This window comes from Actinomycetota bacterium, assembly GCA_019347575.1.
In the GTDB taxonomy this organism is placed as follows: Bacteria; Actinomycetota; Nitriliruptoria; order Nitriliruptorales; family Nitriliruptoraceae; genus JAHWKY01.
On sequence record JAHWKY010000029.1, the window covers coordinates 44078 to 62438 of the forward strand.

Below are 18361 nucleotides of genomic sequence, written 5' to 3' on the forward strand. Positions count from 1 at the left end.
TCGGTCGCTGTGCAGTTCTCAAGGATCGGGACGGCCCTGGCTCCAGCCGCCTTCGATCAGGTCGTCAGTGGGTGTGCTTCGCCTGCCCTCGCCGCTGGGCGGGGGCGTCGGGTCTAGGGGGTGGTCGTTCCAGGACTGGCCTTGGGGGGAGGTGAAGGTGACGGAGTTGTCGTCGTGGAGTTGGAGGGTCCAGTGGCCGGTGTGGATGTCGTCGTGGCAGGCCCAGCACAGCAGCAGCAGGTTGCGTTCCTCGGTCGGCCCACCGTCGAGGACGTGGAGGATGTGGTGGACCTCGCACTGGGCGAGGGGGGCGCCGCAGCGGCGGCAGCGGAGGTCGCGGGCTTGGACCGCGCGGCGCAGGTGGGCGGGGATGACGCGGGTGTAGGCGCTGCCCCAGATGGGGGTTCCGGCAGCGTCCAGGATGATGCTGGCGGCGACGGGGTCGCAGGTCAGGGCGCGGGCGATGGCGGAGGGGATGGGTTCGCCGTTGTCCAGGGTGGGGGTGGGGGCGTTGGGGTCGCCGCGGAGGGCGTCGAGGTGGGCGAGCAGCAGTACGTGGGCGGGTCGGGTGCCGCGCCCGTTGGGGTCGGTCAGGGTGGGTCCGACCTGGTCGGCGAGGGCGATCAGGGCGTCGTGGCGGCGTTGGGGTTCGGTGCGGCGCAGCTGCTCGGGCAGGTTTTTGGGGTCGGGGCGCATCAGGGGCGGAGGCCGGCGTCGAGCTTGGCGCGGCCGCGGGCGGTGGTGATGGCCTCCAACTTGTGCATGCCGCCGGGCAGGGCGGTCCAGGTGGCGCGGCGGCGCTGGTGCTGGCGGTTGGCGATGTCGTCGGCGCTGGGCGGGTCGAGCTTGTGCTTCATCGCCGTAGCGGTCTGGCGGACCACCGAGGGCAGTTGGGTGCGGGCGGTGGCGACCAGCTCGGCTTCGAAGTCGGCGTCGCCTTCGACGCGGGGGTCGCGCATCTGGGTCGCGATGGTTTCGGCCGCGGCTGTGGTGATGTTGCCGGCGCGCCAGGCGTCGCGGGTGGCGGGTAGGTCGTTGGCGATCTGGGTGGCGAGGCGGCGTTGTTTGCCGGCCACGATGGGGTCGGTGCGCAGGTGGGTCTTGATCCAGTCGACCAGGCGCGCCGATCCGGCGGCCTTGTAGGCCTGGCGTAGCTGGGCCTGGTCGAGCAGCAGCGCTTCGGTGGCGGCCAGTCGCTGCTGTGCCCCTGCCAGCGCCTCGACGGCGGGGAGCAGGTCGGGGTCGGGGAGGGCTTCGAGGTCCCAGGTGCTGATGTCGTCGACGAGCTGTTCGAGGGCGGCGAGGTCACCGGCCAGGTCTACCGCCGCCACCGCCGCGTCGACCGCCGCGGGGGTGTGGCCCGCGGTGGCGTGGGTGTCGGTGGTGCGTTTCACGTCCTGTCTCCCTCAGGTCGTGGCTGGTGTGGAGCTCCTCGCTCTGTCGTACTGGTGATGGGAACAAGTGTATGATTTGGCTGGGACATGTCAAGCACCTCGGGCGAAGAAAGTTGGGATCTGTGGAGGACCGCCGGGCCGTGACGAAGGTCAGCCGACCGCGGCGGTGGGAGCCACGGCGCCTAGCGCGGGAAGAGGCGTTTCCGCTGCCGGTGTCTCGGCAGCTTGGTCGCCGCGAGGCGCTCCGCCAGGTGTTCGCGCAGGGCGGACTCGTAGGCGAGACGGTCGACGTTCCAGGAGCGCACGTGCCCGGCACCGGGGACGCGCAGGTAGGTGATGAGGTCGGGGCGGGCAGCCGCCAGCCGGTCGGCGAGCTCGACGGGCACGGTCTCGTCGGCGTCGCCGTGGATCAACAGCGTCGGATGGACAAGATCGCCAGCGCGGTCGATGTGCTTCATGGCGCGCCAGTCGATGCCGGATCCGTAGCGAGCCAGGGCCATCGTCGCGGGCAGCAGCACGGGCAGCACCGCGTCCGGCAAGCCCCTTCGGCGTGCGGCCTGCCGGAGCACGGGTACCCAGTCGAGCACGGGGGCCTCGAGGACCAGGCCCCGGACACGGGCTGCGTGGGTCGAGGCAGCCATGAACGCGGCGATGCACGACCCGCCCATCGAGTAGCCGACGAGCACGACGTCGTCGGCGCCCTGCGACAAGGCGTAGATCACCGCTCCCTCGACGTCCTCCCACTCCGTGGCACCTAGGTGGCAACGGTCATCCGGGCTGCGCGGCGCGTCGGCGTCGTTGCGGTAGCTGATCGTCAGGCACGGCATGTCGAGGTCGAGGAAGGTGGGGATGGCCCGGAACGCCTCATGCCGTCGACCGGTTCGGCCGTGCACGAACACGCCCCAGGTCCGACCCACAGCGGGGTACTCCCAGGCGGGGAGGTCGCCGATCGGCGAGTGGTAGGTGACCTGCTTCCACGGACGGCCGAGTGCCGCGCCGTCGTGGGGGTAGGCGTCCGCGTCGAGCACCGCCTCCACGCCGCTGGTGGGTTCGCCCTCGAACACCCGCAGCCCCCGGCGGACGCCCTCGCCGTCCACGGCCTCGACATCGCTGACCTGTGCGTAGCCGTTGGACCAGGCCAGACCCCAGGTCCCTGGGCGTTGCGCGCCCCGACCCGACAGCCACACGGAGTCGTCCGTACGTTGCTCGATGCGGACGTGGTCCTCCGGCGCGGGCGGGTCGGGGGGGACGTCGGCCGCCGGCTCGACGATGCGGCGGGCGTAGTACCAGCTCGCCCCACCGGCTGCGGCTGCGACCAGTGCCGCGGTACCACCGATACCGGCGGCAGCGACCGATCGCTTCCTCTTCGCGCCCATGCCGCCGAGGCTACTCAAGCCTGAGCGCTTCCCTTGGCGACGCCGCATCCGCGTCGTCGATCGGGGCGTAGTGGCGCCTCCGCGACCGAGAGCGCGGTCTCGGTCGCTCGGGGCCGCACAGAGCCGTACCGCTAGCCTTGTCTTTCCTGGGCGACGCCGCATCCGCACGTCGGCACCACGCCGTGCGCACGGAACCCGACCGGAGCATCGTGGATCCCGTCCGCTCTTCGGAGTTGCACGACCGCGCCCGGAAGGTGATCCCGGGCGGGGTCAACTCGCCGGTCCGCGCGTTCGGGTCGGTCGGTGGGACGCCTCGCTTCATCGTCGCTGGTGAAGGCGCCTGGATCACCGACGAGGACGGCAACCGCTACGTCGACCTGGTCCAGTCCTGGGGACCTCTGCCGCTCGGTCACGCTCGCCCCGAGGTCGCCGCAGCCGCACGGGCTGCGGTCCAGCGCGGATCGACGTTCGGGGCGCCGACCCGAGGTGAGGTCACGCTCGCCGAGGTGCTCATCGAGGCCGTCCCCTCCCTCGAGCAGGTCCGGCTGGTCAGCTCGGGGACCGAGGCAGCGATGAGCGCGCTCCGGCTGGCCCGTGGCGCGACCGGACGCGACCGCGTGTTGAAGTTCGCCGGCCACTACCACGGCCACGTGGATGCGCTCCTCGTCGAGGCGGGATCCGGGGTGGCCACGCTGGGCATCCCCGGGTCTCCAGGCGTCACCCCCGGCGCGGTGGCGGACACCATCGTGGTCCCGTGGAACGACGTGGCGGCGGTCGAGGCGGCGGTCGACGCTCACGGCGACGAGCTCGCCGCGATCCTGTGTGAGCCGCTCCCCGCGAACATGAACCTCGTCCCCCCGGTCGAGGGGTTCCTGGCACGCCTGCGTCAGGTCGCGGACCGCTGCGGCGCGGTGCTCGTGTTCGACGAGGTCATCACCGGCTTCCGACTCGGGCGAGGCGGGGCGCAGGCGCACTACGGCGTTACGCCCGATCTGACGCTCCTCGGCAAGGTGATCGGGGGAGGTTTCCCGCTCGCGGCGTTCGGAGGAAGCGCCGACCTCATGGGGTACCTCGCACCGGAGGGACCCGTCTACCAGGCGGGCACCCTGAGCGGGAACCCCGTCGCCGTCGCCGCTGCTCTCGCGCAGCTGGGGCTGCTCAACGACGGCGTCTACGACTGGCTCGAGAGCGTCACCCGGGTCGTCGTCGACCTGTTCAGCGATGCGTTCGAGCACGCCGGCGTCGAGGCCGTGGTGTCGTACGAGGGCACCCTGGCTGGCATCGTGTTCGACGCGGCGGCGCCCCGCGACTACGAGGACGTGCGCGGGGCGGACCACGACCGCTACGCCGCCTTCTTCCACGAGATGCTCACCCACGGGGTGTACGTGGCACCGTCGGGGTACGAGGTGCTGTTCACGTGCACGGCGCTGGACAACGAGGCGCTGGAACGTGTCCGGCTCGCCGCAGCCGCCGCCGCTCGCGCCCTGGCGTGACGGAACCGATCTGGAGTGGCTGTCGTTGACCGCCCCGAGACCAAGACCGAGAGCAGCGGGGTGATGGTGAGGCGGAGCGCGCTGGCGGTCGCGGCGGTCGGGATGCTCGCGCTGGCCGCCTGCGGTGGCGGTGGTGGCGAACCGACCGCGTCCGAGGGCTGCGACGGTGCGGGCGAACTCGGCGCTGGAGACCGCACGACGGTGCAGCCCCTGGCACCGCTCACGGGTGGCGATCCGTTGCCGCAGGCCGCGTTGCCGGAGCTCGACGGAGACGGCTGCCTCACCACCGACGACCTGCGAGGCCAGCCTGCGATCATCAACTTCTGGGCCACGTGGTGCCCCTTCTGTGTCGAGGAGATGCCCGATCTCGAGCAGGTCCATCAGGAGGTGGGGAGCCAGGTCCGTTTCGTCGGCGTCGATCGCGAGGACGCCGCCGACAAGGCACGGGACCTGGCGGCGGCGACGGGGGTCACCTACGAGCTCGTCGAGGACCGGGACGGCAGTTTCTTTCGGGCGGTCCAGGGCCGCGGCATGCCGACGACGCTGTTCGTGGACGCCGAGGGCACCATCGTCCACCGCCACGCGGGACCCGTCACCGCCGAGGAGCTGCGGGCCCTGATCCAGGAGCATCTCGACGTCTGAACGATGCGCTCCTCGGAGCCGTTCCCGTCTCGTGCCGTTTTTGTTGGGTCTTCGGGGCCGTTGGTACGCTCCGGCCCCAGGCGGCAGGCGGTACTCGAGTAGCGAAGCGGTAGTACGACAGGCGGTACTCGAGTAGCGAAGAAGCGGTAGTACAACAGGTGGGAGGATCCCCCCTTGCGGTGGAGCTGGTTCGGCGACTTCTTCGGCGCGATCCCTGATGCGCTGCGGGCGCTGTACCTGTTCGGAGACCCCAGCTCGCGGGGCGACGGTTGGTGGGGGTTCGTCATCCTGGCCATCTGGGGTGCGGGGCTGATCGGCGCCCCGCTGTTCCTGGCCAAGCGGTGGTACGGCAAGCACGAGTGGGCGTCCGCGGCCATGGGCGTGATGGCGGGGACGGCCGTGCTGTGGTGGGTGTTCGGGGTGCTGCCCTCGTCGTGGATCTACTTCCTGGACGCCAACAAGGAGATCCTGGCTGACCGCATCATCCCGACGTCGTTCACGCTCACGATCGGCGGGACCAAGCTGGACATCGCGTCGAACGTCTACAACGTCATCCGCGACACCGTGGTCGTCGTCGAGCACCTGGTCGCGTTCGGGCTGACGTTCTGGGCGGCCATCAAGATCCAACAGCGCTACCCCCGTACCCTCGTGGCGGGCGAGGTCAAGCCCGAAGCCGGCGGTTACAAGTAGCCCCCGGCGAGACAGGTGCTCAAGCAGCGACAGCGGTAGCACGGCTTAGGTGCTCAAGCAGCGAGAGCGGTAGCACAACTGCCGGAACAGGAGAACGACGTGGGCAAGACCGACCGGGGCGAACACCCCCTGATGTTCGACGACTACACGGTGCAGCAGGTCGACCCGAACTGGTTGCAGGAGCGGGTCAAGCCCAAGCGCCACATCGGGCTGACAGCCGAGCTGTGCATCCTGTGCCGCGCCTGCGAGGACGTCTGCCCGTGGGAGTGCATCTTCATGATGTCCCCCGACATCATCCAGAACGCCGACAACCCCAGCATCCAGACGCTCGCCTCGCAGTCCAGCGCGGTGTTCATCATCGACGACAACGAGTGCACGCGCTGCGCGATCTGCGTCGAGCGCTGCCCGACCGACGCCCTGTGGCTCGGTCGGGTCGAGGGCAACTGACAGGAGAAGCCGCGTGTCGAGGCTGAGCGAGCTGCGGGAGAAGGCCAAGGAGCGCCGTGAGGCGCTCAAGGAGGCCCGTCCCAAGGACCTGGACGACGCCAAGAAGCGGGTCCAGGACAACGTGATCTGGAAGTCGATCTTCCGACCCGGGTCGATCTACCGCAAGGGCTACCGCGACACCTCGCGGGACCGTGCGCTTGCCGCCATGAACAACGTGCTCTACCACCTCCATCCGGTGAAGGTGAAGCGCCACGGGCTCAAGCTGACCTACACCTACTGCCTGGGCGGCATCAGCTTCTTCCTGTTCGTGGTGCTGACGATCACGGGCATCTTCCTGATGTTCTTCTACCGACCGACGGCCGGTGCCAACACCGAGCTCGCGTACCTCGACATGCGCAACATCATCGCGGGGGTGACGTTCGGCAACCTGGTCAGGAACATGCACCGGTGGGGCGCCCACCTCATGGTGTTCACGGTCTTCCTGCACATGGCCCGGGTCTTCTACCACGGTGCCTACAAACCGCCCCGCGAGTTCAACTGGGTGGTCGGCGTCATCCTGCTGACCCTCACGCTGCTGTTGTCCTTCACCGGCTACCTGCTGCCCTGGGACCAGCTCGCCATCTGGGCGGTCACCGTCGGCACCGAGATGATGGGCTTCACACCGGTCTTCGGGAAACAGGTGCAGTTCGTGCTCTTAGGCGGGGTCGAGGTCGGTCCCGAGACGCTGCTGCGCTTCTACGTGATGCACGTGTTGCTGTTGCCGTTCGTGCTGGTGGTCTTCCTCGCGGTGCACTTCTGGAGGATCCGCAAGGACGGCGGCATCTCCGGACCGCTGTGAACCGCGAGGAGGTGAGCCGATGAGCGACGAGGTCGAGATCGATCAGGAGGTCTACGACCGGCTGATCTCCGAGGGCAAGAGCGAGCGCATCGCGCGCGCGAAGGCCAAGGCGGCTGCCGTCCGCAAGCAGAAGCAGGAGGCGGGCGAGAAGGTCGGGCCTAAGTCCAAAGAGGAGATCGCCGCGGCTCAGGCTGCGCGTGCCGAGGGCGCAGACGCGGGCGAGGCCGCCGGGGCCACGCAGGCCGCCGCCGTCGCGACCGCCGAGACACCCAGTGGCCGGTTGACCCCCGAGCAACGCGCCGCGCGCGTCCAGGAGTCCCTCAAGTCCAAGGGTGGCAACGGAGCGGCGCAGTCCATCGGCGTCCCCGGGACGTCGGAGCACACCCACCGCCTGCTGGCCCTCGTGCCCCCCGCGGGTATCCAGCAGGTCCACAGCAAGCAAGCGGACAAGGTCTACACGTGGCCGCACCTGCTGCTGGTCGAGTTCGTCTCGCTGCTCGCGGTCGGGGTGCTGCTGCTCATCGTCAGCTACTTCCTCGACCCCATCTTCCGCACGCTCGCCAACCCCAACCTCACCCCCAACCCCTCGAAGGCACCGTGGTACTTCCTCGGGCTGCAGGAGCTGCTGCGCTACTTCCACCCGATGGTCGCCGGCGTGACCATCCCCGGTGTGGGGCTGATCATCCTCGGGGCGGCCGGCTACATCGACAAGAACCCGTCGGCCAAGCCCGACAACCGCAAGTTCGCCAACCTCGCGTTCACGATGTTCCTCGTCCTGTGGACGGTCCTGGTCTTCGCCGGGTCGTTCTTCCGCGGCCCCGGCTTCAACTGGGTCTGGCCGTGGCAGGACGGCCTCTTCTTCGAGCTGTAGGCAGGTGGTCTGACATGGCCAAGGCCAACGACGGTGTCTCCCGGCGGGACTTCTTCCGCCTCGGGCTGATCGGCGGGACCGCGCTGGGCCTCGGCGGTTTCAGCCTCGCCGCACTGGGGCAGCTGTGGCCCCAAGTAGGGGGCGGCTTCGGGGGGGACATCGAGATCACCGACATGAGCGCCGACGGACTCCTCGAGGAGGTCCGTGCCAACAAGGCGCCCTTCGCGTTCCCGGCGGGGAAGATGTACATCATCGCGTGGGAGCCCAGCCTCTCGGGTGCCCGCGAAGAGTACGGTGAGGGTGAGCCGCACGTCATCATCGACGACGACAACGGCCTGATGGCGGTGTACCAGAAGTGCGTGCACCTGGGATGTCGGGTCCCGTGGTGCCAGACGTCGCAGTGGTTCGAGTGCCCCTGCCACGGGTCGAAGTACAACCGCTGGGGCGAGTGGATGGGCGGACCGGCGCCCCGTGGGCTCGACCGCTTCCCCGCGACGATCAACGAGGCGGGCAACCTCGTCGTGAGCACCGGAACCATCCTGACCGGACCGTCCCGGACCGCCCGTGTGCTGCAGCAGGAGCCCGAGGGCCCGCACTGCGTGGACGTCTGATCCCTCCCACGCCGATCCCCAGCCACCGACCAGGAACGAGAGCCCCGGCATGAGCCCACGGACCATCGCGATCACGATCCTGCTCGTCGCGCTGGCGCTGTTCGCGATCGCCTACTTCATCGTCGGGCCCGGCAAGCGCCGCAAGGGCCCGGAGCGCCGGGGCGATATCCCCCTCGCGATGCGTCCGTACCACTCGGACGACGAGCTCGAGACGACCGGGATGGAACGGGCGATGGCCTGGGGTGTCGCGCTGACGCTGTTCGCGTCGGTCTTCCTCCCCGTGTACTGGCTGATCGAACCGGAGCGCATCGGGGACAAGGTCGACGACTACTACACGGAGGACGTGATCCGCGGCCGCTTCCTGTTCGCCGAGGCATGCGCGACGTGTCACGGCCCTGAGGCCGGTGGCGGGTCCGCCCCGAACCCCGATCCCGACATCAGCGCCCCCTGGCCGGCTCCGGCGCTCAACAACATCGTCGCCCGGTACGCCGACAACCCCAACGTGACCGACATCCGCGAGTTCATGCTCCAGACCATCAAGCAGGGCCGCCCCGGCACCCCGATGCCGGCGTGGGGTGCCTTCTACGGCGGGCCCTACATCGACATGCAGGTCGAGAACATCGTCGAGTACCTCCTGTCGATCCAGACCGGCGAGGACCCCGAGGCGGTGGCGGTCGCGGGTGCCAGCGGCGACGAGCTGTTCCAGGACAACTGCGCCCGGTGCCACGGTGCCCAAGGCCAGGGGTGGCAGAACGAGCCGGGGCTCGTGGGCCCGTCCCTGCAGGACGTGTTCGCGCGCTACGGCGCCACCGGCGAGGGTGGCGAGGCCGACGAGCAAGCGCGCGCGGCGATCGTCCAGGCCATCGTGCAGGGCCGCATCGTGCCGACCGGGGCGAGCATGCCCGCCTGGGGCGACGTGCTCCCGATGGACGCGATCGAGCGCATCGTCGAGTACCTCAGGACGATCCAGGAGGGAGCGAGCGGATGAGGAACCTGATCCTGGCCACCGAGGGTCCGCTCCTCGAGCACGTCCCGGCGGACCACATCGCTGCGAAGCTGGCCATCCCGCTCGCGATCCTGTTCTTCTGCGGCAGCGTGTACGTCCTGCTCTGGGCCATCTACGGGGCGAAGAAGGGCGCGCTGGTCTACCTCACCGCGTTCTTCGGGTTCACCTTCCTGCTCGGTGTGTACTGGTGGTTCGGGGCGCCGGGTACGCCGGTCGCCACCGGACTGGTGAACTTCCCGGGTCAGCCCGGCGACAACTACCAGGGTCAGTGGTTCCCCTTCGAGCCCGGTTCGGAACGGGCCGAGTTCTTCCCCATCTCCAACGAGGGGCTCGACAGCTTCCAGACCGTCGCCGAGTACGTCGGCCAGGGAGGCACACCCATCGGGGAGCTGGAAGGCGATCCCAACTTCTCGTTCATCTCGGGCGACCTGTCGCAGGGCCTCAACACGATGCTCGCCCAGTTCCTGCCGACCGATGAGCAGGGCACCGCGCTGATCGGGCCCGAACGCCGCGCCCGGATCGAGGAGGCCTTCGCCGAGCAGGCCGGCGAGCTGCCCGACGACCGCGAGCGCGCGAGCCCGTTCCTCACCGCGCAGGTCGCCACCGATGACGACGGCCGCGCTCTCGTCCGGCTCACCGATAGCAACGGCCACCGCGTCGCGGCGGCTCGTTTGCAGCTGCTCGCGAACACGGTGAACGCGGATGAGAACGTGGCGCCCGAGCGTGAGACGTTCGTGGTCGAGGAGCGCACGTGGTACGCGTTCAAGGACCCCGGCGCCCTCTGGTTCCCGTCCGCCGTGTGGACCGTGGTCTCGCTGGTGCTGTTCGCACTGTCGCTGTTCGGCCTCGACCGGATGGAGCAGCGCGAGAAGGCCGTGGCTGCGGCCGCCGCCGAGGCTGAACAGCCCGGCGAGGCGCGCGAGCCGGTCAACGCGTGAGCCGCACCCCTCGGGGAACCTCGGCGGGAACCTCAGGGCCGCGGTCACGTTGACGTGCCCGCCATGAGACCCGCCCTCGTCACCTTCCTCCTGCTCGCGACCCTGCTGTCCGCGTGCTCGGGCGCTGGTGGCATCGAGATCCCAGGTCTGCGACCGGGAGCGGTCATCGCCCACCCCGAGGATCGCGTCGCTGCCCCGACCGATGCGTTCCCGCTGCTCGACGAGGACGGCGAGCTGTCCCTGGCTGACCTCGCTGGCGACGTCGTGGTGGTCAACTTCTGGGCCTCGTGGTGCGGACCGTGCCGTGCCGAGCAACCCGAACTCAACGACGCCCACAATGAACTGGCGGCTGACGACGTGTCGTTCGTGGGTGTGAACGTCCTCGATCCGGAGGCGAACGCCAGCGCGTACCGCAGGGAGTTCGACGTGCCGTACCCTTCGATCTTCGATCGCGCAGGCGAGTTCGCGGCGAAGTTCCGGGGCGTCAGCCCGCAGGCCCTGCCGACCACCATCGTGCTCGACCGCGACGGGCGCGTCGCCGTGCGGCTCTTCGGCGTCACCAGTGCCCCCGAGCTGCGAGCCGTCGTCGGGTACCTGACGGAGGAAGCGTGATCGCCCCGGACGACCGCCGCCGCACCTGGGCGCTACGACTCGGCGTCGTCGTCGTGCTCGGCCTGGGCCTGTGGCTGCTCGTCGACCGCCTCGCCGCGGCCGACGTGCGCGGGCTGATCGTCGACGCCAACGTCGTCGCCGCCGCGGGTGTCGCGTTCATCGCGGGGATCGTGTCGTTCGCGAGTCCGTGCGTGGTTCCGCTCGTGCCGGGGTACCTGTCCTTCATGACGGGCCTGTCGGGGGAGGACATCGTCGAGGGCGGGGCGGTGGCGAAGGGCAAGGTCCTGATCGGGTCGATGCTGTTCGTGGCGGGCTTCGCGATTCCGTTCACGATGATCGGCATCGCCATCGGGGCGCTGACGTTCCTGCAGACGAGCACCGTGGCACAGGTCGTCATGGGCCTGCTCGTCATCGCGTTCGGCGTCCTCATGGCGAGCGGTCGGCTGATGCGCGAGCTGCGTGTACTCGATCAGGCCCCTGGCGGCGGACTCGCAGGTGCCCCCGTCCTCGGTTTCGTGTTCGGTGTCGCGTGGACGCCGTGCGTGGGGCCCGCGCTCGGCGCCATCCTCACGATCGCCGCGGGCGGCGGCACGCTCCGCGGCGGAGCGCTCGCCTTCATCTTCGCGCTCGGGCTCGGGTTGCCGTTCGTGCTGGTGGGCGTGCTGTTCCGGCGCCTCAGCGGTGCGCTCGACCTGCTGAAACGCAACGCGAGGGCCCTGCAGCTCGCCGGTGGAGGTGTACTCGCCGTCGTCGGCATCGCGATCGTGCTCGGTTGGTGGGACCGGTTCATCATCTGGCTCCGCCCCATGATCACGGGCTTCGAGCCCCCGATCTGAGGGCCACTCGCACGGGTCATGCTGGCGCAGGGCGTCCCGAGGACGCCCCTGGCGTCGTTGCCGATCCTCAGCGATGCTCAGCATCGCTTCCGGTCGGCGCCTCGCCAGATGACGCCCTCGGATCGCCCTGCATCCAGCGGACCCATCCGGGCCGACCCTCAGATCGGGCCGTGACCCCGGTACCTTCCTCGCGTGTCGCGCCCCGACTCCGCCCCGCCTCCCCAGGCCAACCCGCCGGTCCGTCACGGTCCCCGCGTTCCGGGGCCCGTCGAGACCGTCGTGTTCGCGTGGCGCTGGCTGCGCCGCATGCGTACCGCGCTGTACCTGCTCGGCGTCCTCGGGCTGCTGTCCATCGTCGCCACGCTCGTCCCCCAGCGACCCAACGTCCCCGGTACCGTCGCCGCGTGGCGCGCCGGCACCGAGGGACCGGGCAGGTTCGTCTCCGGCCTGATCGATGCCATCGGGGGCTACGACGTCTACGGCTCGCGGCTGTTCCTCATCGTCTTGGTGCTGCTGTTCACCAGCCTCACCGCTTGCCTCATCCCGCGCTACCGCGCGCTGTGGCGCCTGCGTCGGGCGGTGCCGCCGCGCTCGCGTGACCTGTCCGTCCACCCCGAGCAGGCGAGCATCGAGACGGCCGCCCCGCCGGAGGAGGCGCTCGCGGTGGCACAGGGCGTGCTCACCGAGGACCGTTGGAAGCTCCGCCCCGACGACGCCGATGCTCCGTCCCAGGTCGCGGCAGAACGAGGCCTGCTGCTACGCGAGGGCGGCAGCCTGCTCTTCCACACCTCGTTCTACGTCCTGCTGGTCGCCATCGTCGCGGGCCAGCTAATCGGCTTCAGCGGCCAGGTCGCGATCGTCGAGGGTGAACAGTGGGCGGACGCCCCGGTGGGGTACTGGACCTACCGCCCGGGGCGGCTGTGGTCCGAGGCCGATCACCGCGGGTTCGTGCTCGGTCTCGAGCGGTTCGAGGTCGAGTGGACCGACGACGCGCAGCCGATCCTGTTCCGCTCGACCGTCGAGGTCACCGAGGCCGACGGGACGACATCGACCGAGACCGTCGGCTCCAACGACCCGCTGCTCGTCGATGGCATGAAGGTGCTGCAGCTCGACTGGGGGTACGCCGCCCGCGTCGTCGTCGCCGCCGACGGCGAGATCGTGCACGACGCGTTCGTGCCGATGACCGCGACCGAGACCGCCGGGCTGTGGCACGGTGCCGTGAAAGCTCCCGCGCTCGATCCCGACCTCGGCCTCGACCTGCTGTTCCTCGCCAGCGCCCCGGAGGGCCTCAACGGTCCCGAGCCCACAGGCGCCCCGTGGCTGGAGGAGCCGGCCCTGCTCTTCGACGTCTACCGGGGCGACCTGCGCTTCGACCGGGTGCAGAACGTCAACGCCCTCGACACGACCGCGATGGAGCTCGTCGCGCAGACCTACCTGCGCGAGAACCAGGCGCTCGAACTCGACGGGAGCGTCCGCGTCGCGTTCCCCGAGATCCGCCGCTGGGTCGCCTTCCAGATCAGCGACCGCCCGACCGCGCCCGTCCTGCTCGTCGCGGCTGGCCTCATCCTGCTGGGCCTGCTGCCCGCGCTGTACGCTTACCGCCGCCGGGTGTGGGTCGCCGTGACCACGGATCTCGAGCTCGGACGAACCGTCGTGAGCCTCGCGGGGCGTTCGTTCCAGCGGCCCGAAGCCTTCAGCGGCGAGTTCGCCGAGATCGTCGAGACGCTCCGCCAGCGCCTGGGGACACCGTCGACCGGCGGCGAGGGCGAGCCGCGTCCCGCACGCGAGACCGAGGTGGTGCCCCGATGACGGCAGCGGAGCTGAGCGAGACCCTGTTCTCGCCGGTCACGGTCGTGCTGTACGGGCTCGCGATGGCGGCCTACCTCTACGCCATGGCGTTCACCCGCGTGGACCGAGCCGAGGGTGATGCCGCCGTGGCCGGCGTCCGCGGCCAGCGGATCGCCACGACCCTGGCCATCGCGGGCCTGGCGACCCACCTCGGTCACCTCGTCGCGCGCTCGGTCGCCTCGGGCGGACGGGTGCCGTGGGGCAACATGTTCGAGTACTCGTCGGTCATGGCCTTCGGTGTGGTGCTCGCCGGCGTCGTCGTGTTCCAGTGGCGCCTCAAGCGCCCCGAGGTGGTCGGGTTCCTGATCCTCGGCGGACTGCTCACGATGGGCGCTGCCGCGCTCGTGTGGAGCGAGCCTGGCCCGCTGGTCGCGATCCTGCAGTCGCACTGGCTCAAGATCCACGTGTTCGCGATCATGGCCGCGGCCACCATCTTCACCGTCGCGTTCATCTTCAACGGACTGTTCCTGCTGCGCGATACCGCCGAGCGCCGGGTCGCCCGAGCCCAGGAGGCCAAGCTCACCGGATCGACCGTCGGCGCCGCCTACGACGCGACCGCGACCGAGGTCGCCGACCCCGTGACCCAAGCGACCGAGGGTCGACGCAACCCCGACGACCTCGAGGCCGTCGACCACGACCGGCTGTACGGCGACGCGTTGCGCGCCGCCATCAACCCGCTGTGGCTGTTCCTCGGCACGTGGGTCGGGACAGCGACCATCGCCTGGACCTTCTGGTACGCGGGCGACGTGAACCGGTTCTTCACCGTCAACACCGCGATGGCACTGGCCGCGCTGGTCGCGTGGCGCCTCGTGCACCGGCTCCCGAGCGCTGCCACGCTCGACTCCTTGACCTACCGCACGATCTCGTTCGGGTTCCCGGTCTGGACCTTCGCGGTCCTTGCCGGAGCCATCTGGGCCGAGCAGAGCTGGGGTCGGTACTGGGGTTGGGACCCCAAGGAGACCTCGGCCTTCCTCACCTGGATCGGGTACGCGGCGTACCTGCACGCCCGCGCGACACGGGGCATGCGTGGACGGGGTGCGGCCTGGATCGGCATCGGGGCGTTCTGGATCCTGATGTTCACCTACTTCACGGTGAACCTCGTCGTCACCGGCCTGCACTCCTACGCCGGCCTCCAGTAGCCCTCGAGGGCACGGAGGGAGGTCACACCGCCCCGACGAGCACCGGCTCCGTCGTGGGCGCGGGTGACCCGCCCTCGGGCTCGATCGTCACCGCGAAGGCCTCGACACCACCCAGGTCCCCGTTCACCGCGAAGGTGACCCGTCCTTGCTCATCGGGCGTGAACAGCCCCGCCGGTACGGGGTCACCGCCTTCGAGGAACCACAGCTCGTACACGCGCGAGTCGGAGAGCGGCTCCAGTCCGGTCCCGATCAGCACGCCCTGGCCACGAGTGGGCGAGAACGCGACCCGCACGGTTCCCACGTCACCCTCGAGTTCGACCGTGTCGAGGTCCTCCGCGGCGAGCACCTCGGTGACCTGGGTGTTCGTGGCGTCGAGGTCGTCGAGGCGCGAGTTGAGGCTCGACACGATGACCGTAAGACCGAGTACGACCAGCAGGAACGCTGCGGCAGCGGCACCGAGCACCCGCGGCATCCACTCGCGGCCGCGGTCGATCGCCGCCACTTCCGTCGCGGGGCGCTCCTGGCGGACGTCATCGATCGCAGCCAGTACCGCGGCGCGCATACCAGCGGGCGGTGTCTCGGCGACCGCGCCTGCGAGCTGAGCCGCGGTCGTGCGCAGCTCGTCGACCTCCTGCTGGCAGGCATCGCACGAGTCGAGGTGACGCTCGAACTCGCGGCGCTCGTCGTCGGGGAGAGCGTCGACCGCGTACGCGCCGGTGAGGGTGTGGATGTCTGGGGTCGTCATCACCCGGTCACCTCCAGGGCATCGCGCAGCCGGATGAGGCCGTCGCGGAGTCGGGTCTTGGCGGTTCCGAGCGGGATCCCGAGGAGGTCGGCGACCTCGCGGTAGGTGTTGCCACCGTAGTAGGCGAGCTCCACGGCCTCGCGCTGGATCTCGGTCAGGGCATCGAGGGCCTCCCGAACCTGCTCGTGCTCGGCGCGGGTCGACACCTCGTCAGCGACGACGTCGGACGAAGGCTTGTGGTTGGCGATCGCGGCCCGATCGTGGCGGTTGCGGGTCGACTGCTCTCGTCGGACCCGATCCACGGCACGACGATGTGCGATGGTGAAGATCCAGGTCTTCGCGGCCGCGCGGTCCGGGTCGTAGCGCGCCGCCTTCCGCCACACCTCGAGGAGGACCTCTTGCGCGACCTCTTCGGACTGCGCTGGATCGCGGACCACACGCCGGACCATCCCGTAGACCGGCCCGGCGATGCGGGCGTACAGCTCGGCGTAGGCATCCTGGTCGCCGCGTGCGGTGCGGGTCAGCAGATGCTCGTCCGTCGCCTCTACCGCGTGCGGATCAGGGACGGCGCGCAGTCGCCGTGAACCTGCGATCACCGCTCCTACCTTCCGGTCGTGGCGGAGTCTGCCACGGGACGACGCGAGTGGATGTCGTCGCGGGTCGACCACAGCGCGAGCCCCGCGACCGCTGCGGTCACCAGGTGCAGCACGTTGTCGGCGTGGTTGAGCGCCAACAGGTTGGCATCGGTCCCGACCAGGCCCAGACCGACGACGCCGAGGATGCCGTAGGCAGCGCCGACGACCGCCACCACGATGCGCAACAGTCGCGTGGTCGCAGCGGCGGCACCTAGCAGGGTCGCACCGATGGCGAGGTGGGCGGCGTTGTGCAGGGTGTTGACCTCGAAGATCACCAGCAGGTGACCGTGGGTCGCGACGGGGTCGTCGAAGCCCGTCAGGGCGAAGCCGATGAGTCCGACAGCGAGGTAGATCGCCCCGAAGGCGGCGGCGAAGCGGCGCGGTTGGGTGAGGTTCACGTTCGCCTCCGGGTCGGTCGGTCGTGGGTTGGTTCGTGCGTGGTCACGCGGCGGATGGGTCGGAGACCCGCACGATTTGGTCGTCGCCGGGGATCGATACCCACAGCCCGCCGTGCGCTGCGGCGAGCGATGGCGCTCGTGGTACCTCGGCGTGGTAGTTGGTCGTGAACACCGGAGGCCCGAGCGGCAGGCCTGTGACCGGATCGAGGGCGGTGAGCGTCAACTCGTCGTTGTTGGCGACCCAGACAGCGGTGTCCGTTGCGACCAGCGCGTACGGGCCCCCGCCGACCTGCGGCCGGTCGTCGACGGCGGTCGGCGGCGCGAGCAGGTCGCCGGTCACAGGGTCGAGGCGTCGGACGGTGCCGTCCGTCGTACTGGCGATCCACACGGCGTCGTGGGCGACGACGACGTCCGTGCTTCCCGCCCCCACGCGGATGGGGTCGCCGATGCGTTCGCCCGTGGACTCGTCGACGCGGACCACCTCGCGGTCGAGCGTGTTGACGATCCACACGACCCCATCCGCGATCGCGATCGCCTGGGGTCCGTAGCCGATGACCTCGGGTTCGCCGACGACCGCCCCGGTCCGCAGGTCGAGGCGGTGGAGCAGTCCGTCGTAGGCCGACACGGCCCACGCGTAGCTGTCACCGACGGCGACGTCGCGTGCGAGCTTGCCCACGGTCGCGGCGGTACCGAGGACCCGCCCGCTGTCGAGGCCCAGACGCACGACCGCACCGGGGTCGGCGCTGGTGACCCACGCAGCCCCCGCGCCGAACGCGATCGAGGTCGGGCCTGCACCGACCGGTGTCGGCGCCCCGAGAGGCTCGTGGGTCGCAGCGTCGTAGCGCGTCACGGTGCCGTCGCGACCGTTGGCGACCCACACCACACCGTCGCGGACGGCGACCGCAGATGGTCCTGCGCCCACGACGAGAGCCTCGCCCACGGTCGGGTCGGTCGCCTGGCGACGCAGGTCGAGCAGGTCCGGACCATGATCCGGCGGCAGGTCGGGGCCTTGGTGGTCAGGCGTGACGCCGGCACCGTGGTCGTGGGCCGCGCCAGCCGCCACGGTGCCGAGGTCGTCGGCGTGATCGTGGAGTGGGTGCACGTGTCCGATGCCGGGTACGAAGCCAGCGACCGCGAACGCGACCGCTGCGAGTCCCGTCGCGAAGGCGGGAGGCGCCGAGCGGTCGAAGCGCGAGGTGCCGATCGCTCGCGACAGGACGAGTCCGACGACCGTGAGCTGAGCCAGCGTGGCCACGCCATCGGTGAGGCCGACCGGCAACCTCCCCGGGTTGGGTCCGAACGGGACGCCCCACACCCGGGACACGATCCACACCGCGCTGGCGGCGAGGCTGAGCACCGCGGCCACGGCGAGCGGGGCGCGCGCCGTGTCGGATCGGAAGATGACCGCCGCCACGACCAACTGCAGCAGACCGATCGCAGTGAAGAAGATCAGGTGGGAGGTCGTAGCGCGGTGCGCCAGAGCGGCGCCGAGGTGGATGCCGCCCGCGAGTGCCAGCAGGACGGTGATGCTGGGCCGGAGCAGGCTGTGGGAGCGGTGAACGAGAACGGACTGGCGACTCATCGCAGGGCTCCGTCCGGTGGAGGTTCGTCGGCGGGGGCGCGAGGGGAGCGCGCCCCCGTCGACGGGTCGTCAGCTCAGGTCGGCGTCAGCCGTTGAACTGGTCGGGGAACTGGGTGGCGATGCCGCCCGCCAAGATCGCGGCGGTGCCGGGCATGACGCCCGCGGCGGTCTTGAGCTTGTCGAAGGCGGTGCCGTCACCGGCCACGACCGCGTCGATCGTGTCGAACACGGTGTCGACGTGGGGGACCAGCTCCATCGCG

The 18361-nt window shown here is 70.2% G+C and carries 20 protein-coding genes; 13 read left to right on the top strand and 7 right to left on the bottom strand.

All coding sequences use genetic code 11. The features are described 5' to 3' along the window. Nucleotides 1-18: 18 nt before the first annotated feature. The 3 genes from KY469_17160 to KY469_17170 all read right to left on the bottom strand — a co-directional run bounded on the left by KY469_17160 (nucleotide 19) and on the right by KY469_17170 (nucleotide 2770). On the bottom strand, nucleotides 19-696 hold the full coding sequence (locus tag KY469_17160) for an HNH endonuclease (GenBank protein ID MBW3664831.1): 678 nt from the start codon (nucleotides 694-696) through the stop codon (nucleotides 19-21). After that, complete coding sequence (locus KY469_17165; GenBank protein ID MBW3664832.1) at nucleotides 696-1394, bottom strand: DUF222 domain-containing protein; 699 nt, start codon at nucleotides 1392-1394, stop codon at nucleotides 696-698. The genes KY469_17160 and KY469_17165 overlap by 1 nt, the downstream gene beginning before the upstream one ends. Nucleotides 1395-1576: 182 nt before the next feature. Further along, nucleotides 1577-2770 (bottom strand): alpha/beta hydrolase, encoded by a 1194-nt coding sequence (locus KY469_17170; protein ID MBW3664833.1) that lies wholly within the window; start codon nucleotides 2768-2770, stop codon nucleotides 1577-1579. A 206-nt stretch (nucleotides 2771-2976) separates the two neighbouring features. On the opposite strand from KY469_17170, the gene KY469_17175 reads away from it, so the two are divergent. From KY469_17175 to ccsB, 13 genes are all read left to right on the top strand, one after another. Continuing rightward, on the top strand, nucleotides 2977-4263 hold the full coding sequence (locus KY469_17175) for a glutamate-1-semialdehyde 2,1-aminomutase (GenBank protein ID MBW3664834.1): 1287 nt from the start codon (nucleotides 2977-2979) through the stop codon (nucleotides 4261-4263). 15 nt (nucleotides 4264-4278) lie between these two features. Further along, on the top strand, nucleotides 4279-4905 hold the full coding sequence (locus KY469_17180) for a TlpA family protein disulfide reductase (GenBank protein ID MBW3664835.1): 627 nt from the start codon (nucleotides 4279-4281) through the stop codon (nucleotides 4903-4905). A 174-nt stretch (nucleotides 4906-5079) separates the two neighbouring features. Continuing rightward, nucleotides 5080-5595 carry a hypothetical protein gene (locus KY469_17185; GenBank protein MBW3664836.1) on the top strand — a complete coding sequence of 172 codons (516 nt, stop codon included), beginning with the start codon at nucleotides 5080-5082 and terminating at the stop codon, nucleotides 5593-5595. A 99-nt stretch (nucleotides 5596-5694) separates the two neighbouring features. After that, a complete protein-coding gene (locus KY469_17190; GenBank protein ID MBW3664837.1) occupies nucleotides 5695-6042 on the top strand; it encodes a 4Fe-4S binding protein in 348 nt (115 codons plus the stop codon). A gap of 88 nt (nucleotides 6043-6130) precedes the next feature. After that, nucleotides 6131-6880 (top strand): cytochrome b N-terminal domain-containing protein, encoded by a 750-nt coding sequence (locus KY469_17195; GenBank protein MBW3664838.1) that lies wholly within the window; start codon nucleotides 6131-6133, stop codon nucleotides 6878-6880. A gap of 175 nt (nucleotides 6881-7055) precedes the next feature. Next, a complete protein-coding gene (locus KY469_17200) occupies nucleotides 7056-7751 on the top strand; it encodes a menaquinol-cytochrome c reductase cytochrome b subunit (protein MBW3664839.1) in 696 nt (231 codons plus the stop codon). A gap of 14 nt (nucleotides 7752-7765) precedes the next feature. Further along, a complete protein-coding gene (locus KY469_17205; GenBank protein ID MBW3664840.1) occupies nucleotides 7766-8362 on the top strand; it encodes a ubiquinol-cytochrome c reductase iron-sulfur subunit in 597 nt (198 codons plus the stop codon). A gap of 49 nt (nucleotides 8363-8411) precedes the next feature. After that, nucleotides 8412-9350: a c-type cytochrome gene (locus KY469_17210; GenBank protein ID MBW3664841.1), complete on the top strand. Its 939-nt coding sequence runs from the start codon at nucleotides 8412-8414 to the stop codon at nucleotides 9348-9350. Further along, nucleotides 9347-10306 carry a hypothetical protein gene (locus KY469_17215; GenBank protein ID MBW3664842.1) on the top strand — a complete coding sequence of 320 codons (960 nt, stop codon included), beginning with the start codon at nucleotides 9347-9349 and terminating at the stop codon, nucleotides 10304-10306. The genes KY469_17210 and KY469_17215 overlap by 4 nt, the downstream gene beginning before the upstream one ends. Nucleotides 10307-10369: 63 nt before the next feature. Beyond that, nucleotides 10370-10918 (top strand): TlpA family protein disulfide reductase, encoded by a 549-nt coding sequence (locus KY469_17220; GenBank protein MBW3664843.1) that lies wholly within the window; start codon nucleotides 10370-10372, stop codon nucleotides 10916-10918. Between the two features lie 104 nt (nucleotides 10919-11022). Beyond that, nucleotides 11023-11754 (top strand): cytochrome c biogenesis protein CcdA, encoded by a 732-nt coding sequence (locus tag KY469_17225; GenBank protein MBW3664844.1) that lies wholly within the window; start codon nucleotides 11023-11025, stop codon nucleotides 11752-11754. Nucleotides 11755-11946: 192 nt separating this feature from the next. After that, nucleotides 11947-13563, top strand: coding sequence for a cytochrome c biogenesis protein ResB (locus KY469_17230; protein MBW3664845.1), 1617 nt, complete (start codon nucleotides 11947-11949; stop codon nucleotides 13561-13563). Next, nucleotides 13560-14741 (top strand): c-type cytochrome biogenesis protein CcsB, encoded by a 1182-nt coding sequence (ccsB, locus tag KY469_17235; GenBank protein MBW3664846.1) that lies wholly within the window; start codon nucleotides 13560-13562, stop codon nucleotides 14739-14741. The genes KY469_17230 and ccsB overlap by 4 nt, the downstream gene beginning before the upstream one ends. A 22-nt stretch (nucleotides 14742-14763) precedes the next feature. Here ccsB and KY469_17240 read toward each other — a convergent pair whose 3' ends face one another. The 4 genes from KY469_17240 to KY469_17255 are packed head-to-tail and all read right to left on the bottom strand — an operon-like array spanning nucleotide 14764 to nucleotide 18101. After that, nucleotides 14764-15486, bottom strand: coding sequence for an anti-sigma factor (locus tag KY469_17240; GenBank protein ID MBW3664847.1), 723 nt, complete (start codon nucleotides 15484-15486; stop codon nucleotides 14764-14766). Continuing rightward, nucleotides 15486-16061 (bottom strand): ECF RNA polymerase sigma factor SigK, encoded by a 576-nt coding sequence (sigK, locus tag KY469_17245; protein MBW3664848.1) that lies wholly within the window; start codon nucleotides 16059-16061, stop codon nucleotides 15486-15488. The genes KY469_17240 and sigK overlap by 1 nt, the downstream gene beginning before the upstream one ends. Nucleotides 16062-16087: 26 nt before the next feature. Continuing rightward, on the bottom strand, nucleotides 16088-16519 hold the full coding sequence (locus KY469_17250) for a DUF4383 domain-containing protein (protein MBW3664849.1): 432 nt from the start codon (nucleotides 16517-16519) through the stop codon (nucleotides 16088-16090). A 43-nt stretch (nucleotides 16520-16562) separates the two neighbouring features. Beyond that, nucleotides 16563-18101 (bottom strand): hypothetical protein, encoded by a 1539-nt coding sequence (locus KY469_17255; GenBank protein MBW3664850.1) that lies wholly within the window; start codon nucleotides 18099-18101, stop codon nucleotides 16563-16565. Nucleotides 18102-18361: the final 260 nt, after the last annotated feature.

Excerpts from the sequence above, each read along its gene's own strand:
- KY469_17160 (MBW3664831.1), bottom strand. The coding sequence starts at position 696 with ATGCGCCCCGACCCCAAAAACCTGCCCGAGCAGCTGCGCCGCACCGAA.
- KY469_17170 (MBW3664833.1), bottom strand. The coding sequence starts at position 2,770 with ATGGGCGCGAAGAGGAAGCGATCGGTCGCTGCCGCCGGTATCGGTGGT.
- KY469_17205 (MBW3664840.1), top strand. The coding sequence starts at position 7,766 with ATGGCCAAGGCCAACGACGGTGTCTCCCGGCGGGACTTCTTCCGCCTC.
- KY469_17210 (MBW3664841.1), top strand. The coding sequence starts at position 8,412 with ATGAGCCCACGGACCATCGCGATCACGATCCTGCTCGTCGCGCTGGCG.
- KY469_17215 (MBW3664842.1), top strand. The coding sequence starts at position 9,347 with ATGAGGAACCTGATCCTGGCCACCGAGGGTCCGCTCCTCGAGCACGTC.
- KY469_17220 (MBW3664843.1), top strand. The coding sequence starts at position 10,370 with ATGAGACCCGCCCTCGTCACCTTCCTCCTGCTCGCGACCCTGCTGTCC.
- ccsB (MBW3664846.1), top strand. The coding sequence starts at position 13,560 with ATGACGGCAGCGGAGCTGAGCGAGACCCTGTTCTCGCCGGTCACGGTC.
- KY469_17240 (MBW3664847.1), bottom strand. The coding sequence starts at position 15,486 with ATGACGACCCCAGACATCCACACCCTCACCGGCGCGTACGCGGTCGAC.
- KY469_17255 (MBW3664850.1), bottom strand. The coding sequence starts at position 18,101 with ATGAGTCGCCAGTCCGTTCTCGTTCACCGCTCCCACAGCCTGCTCCGG.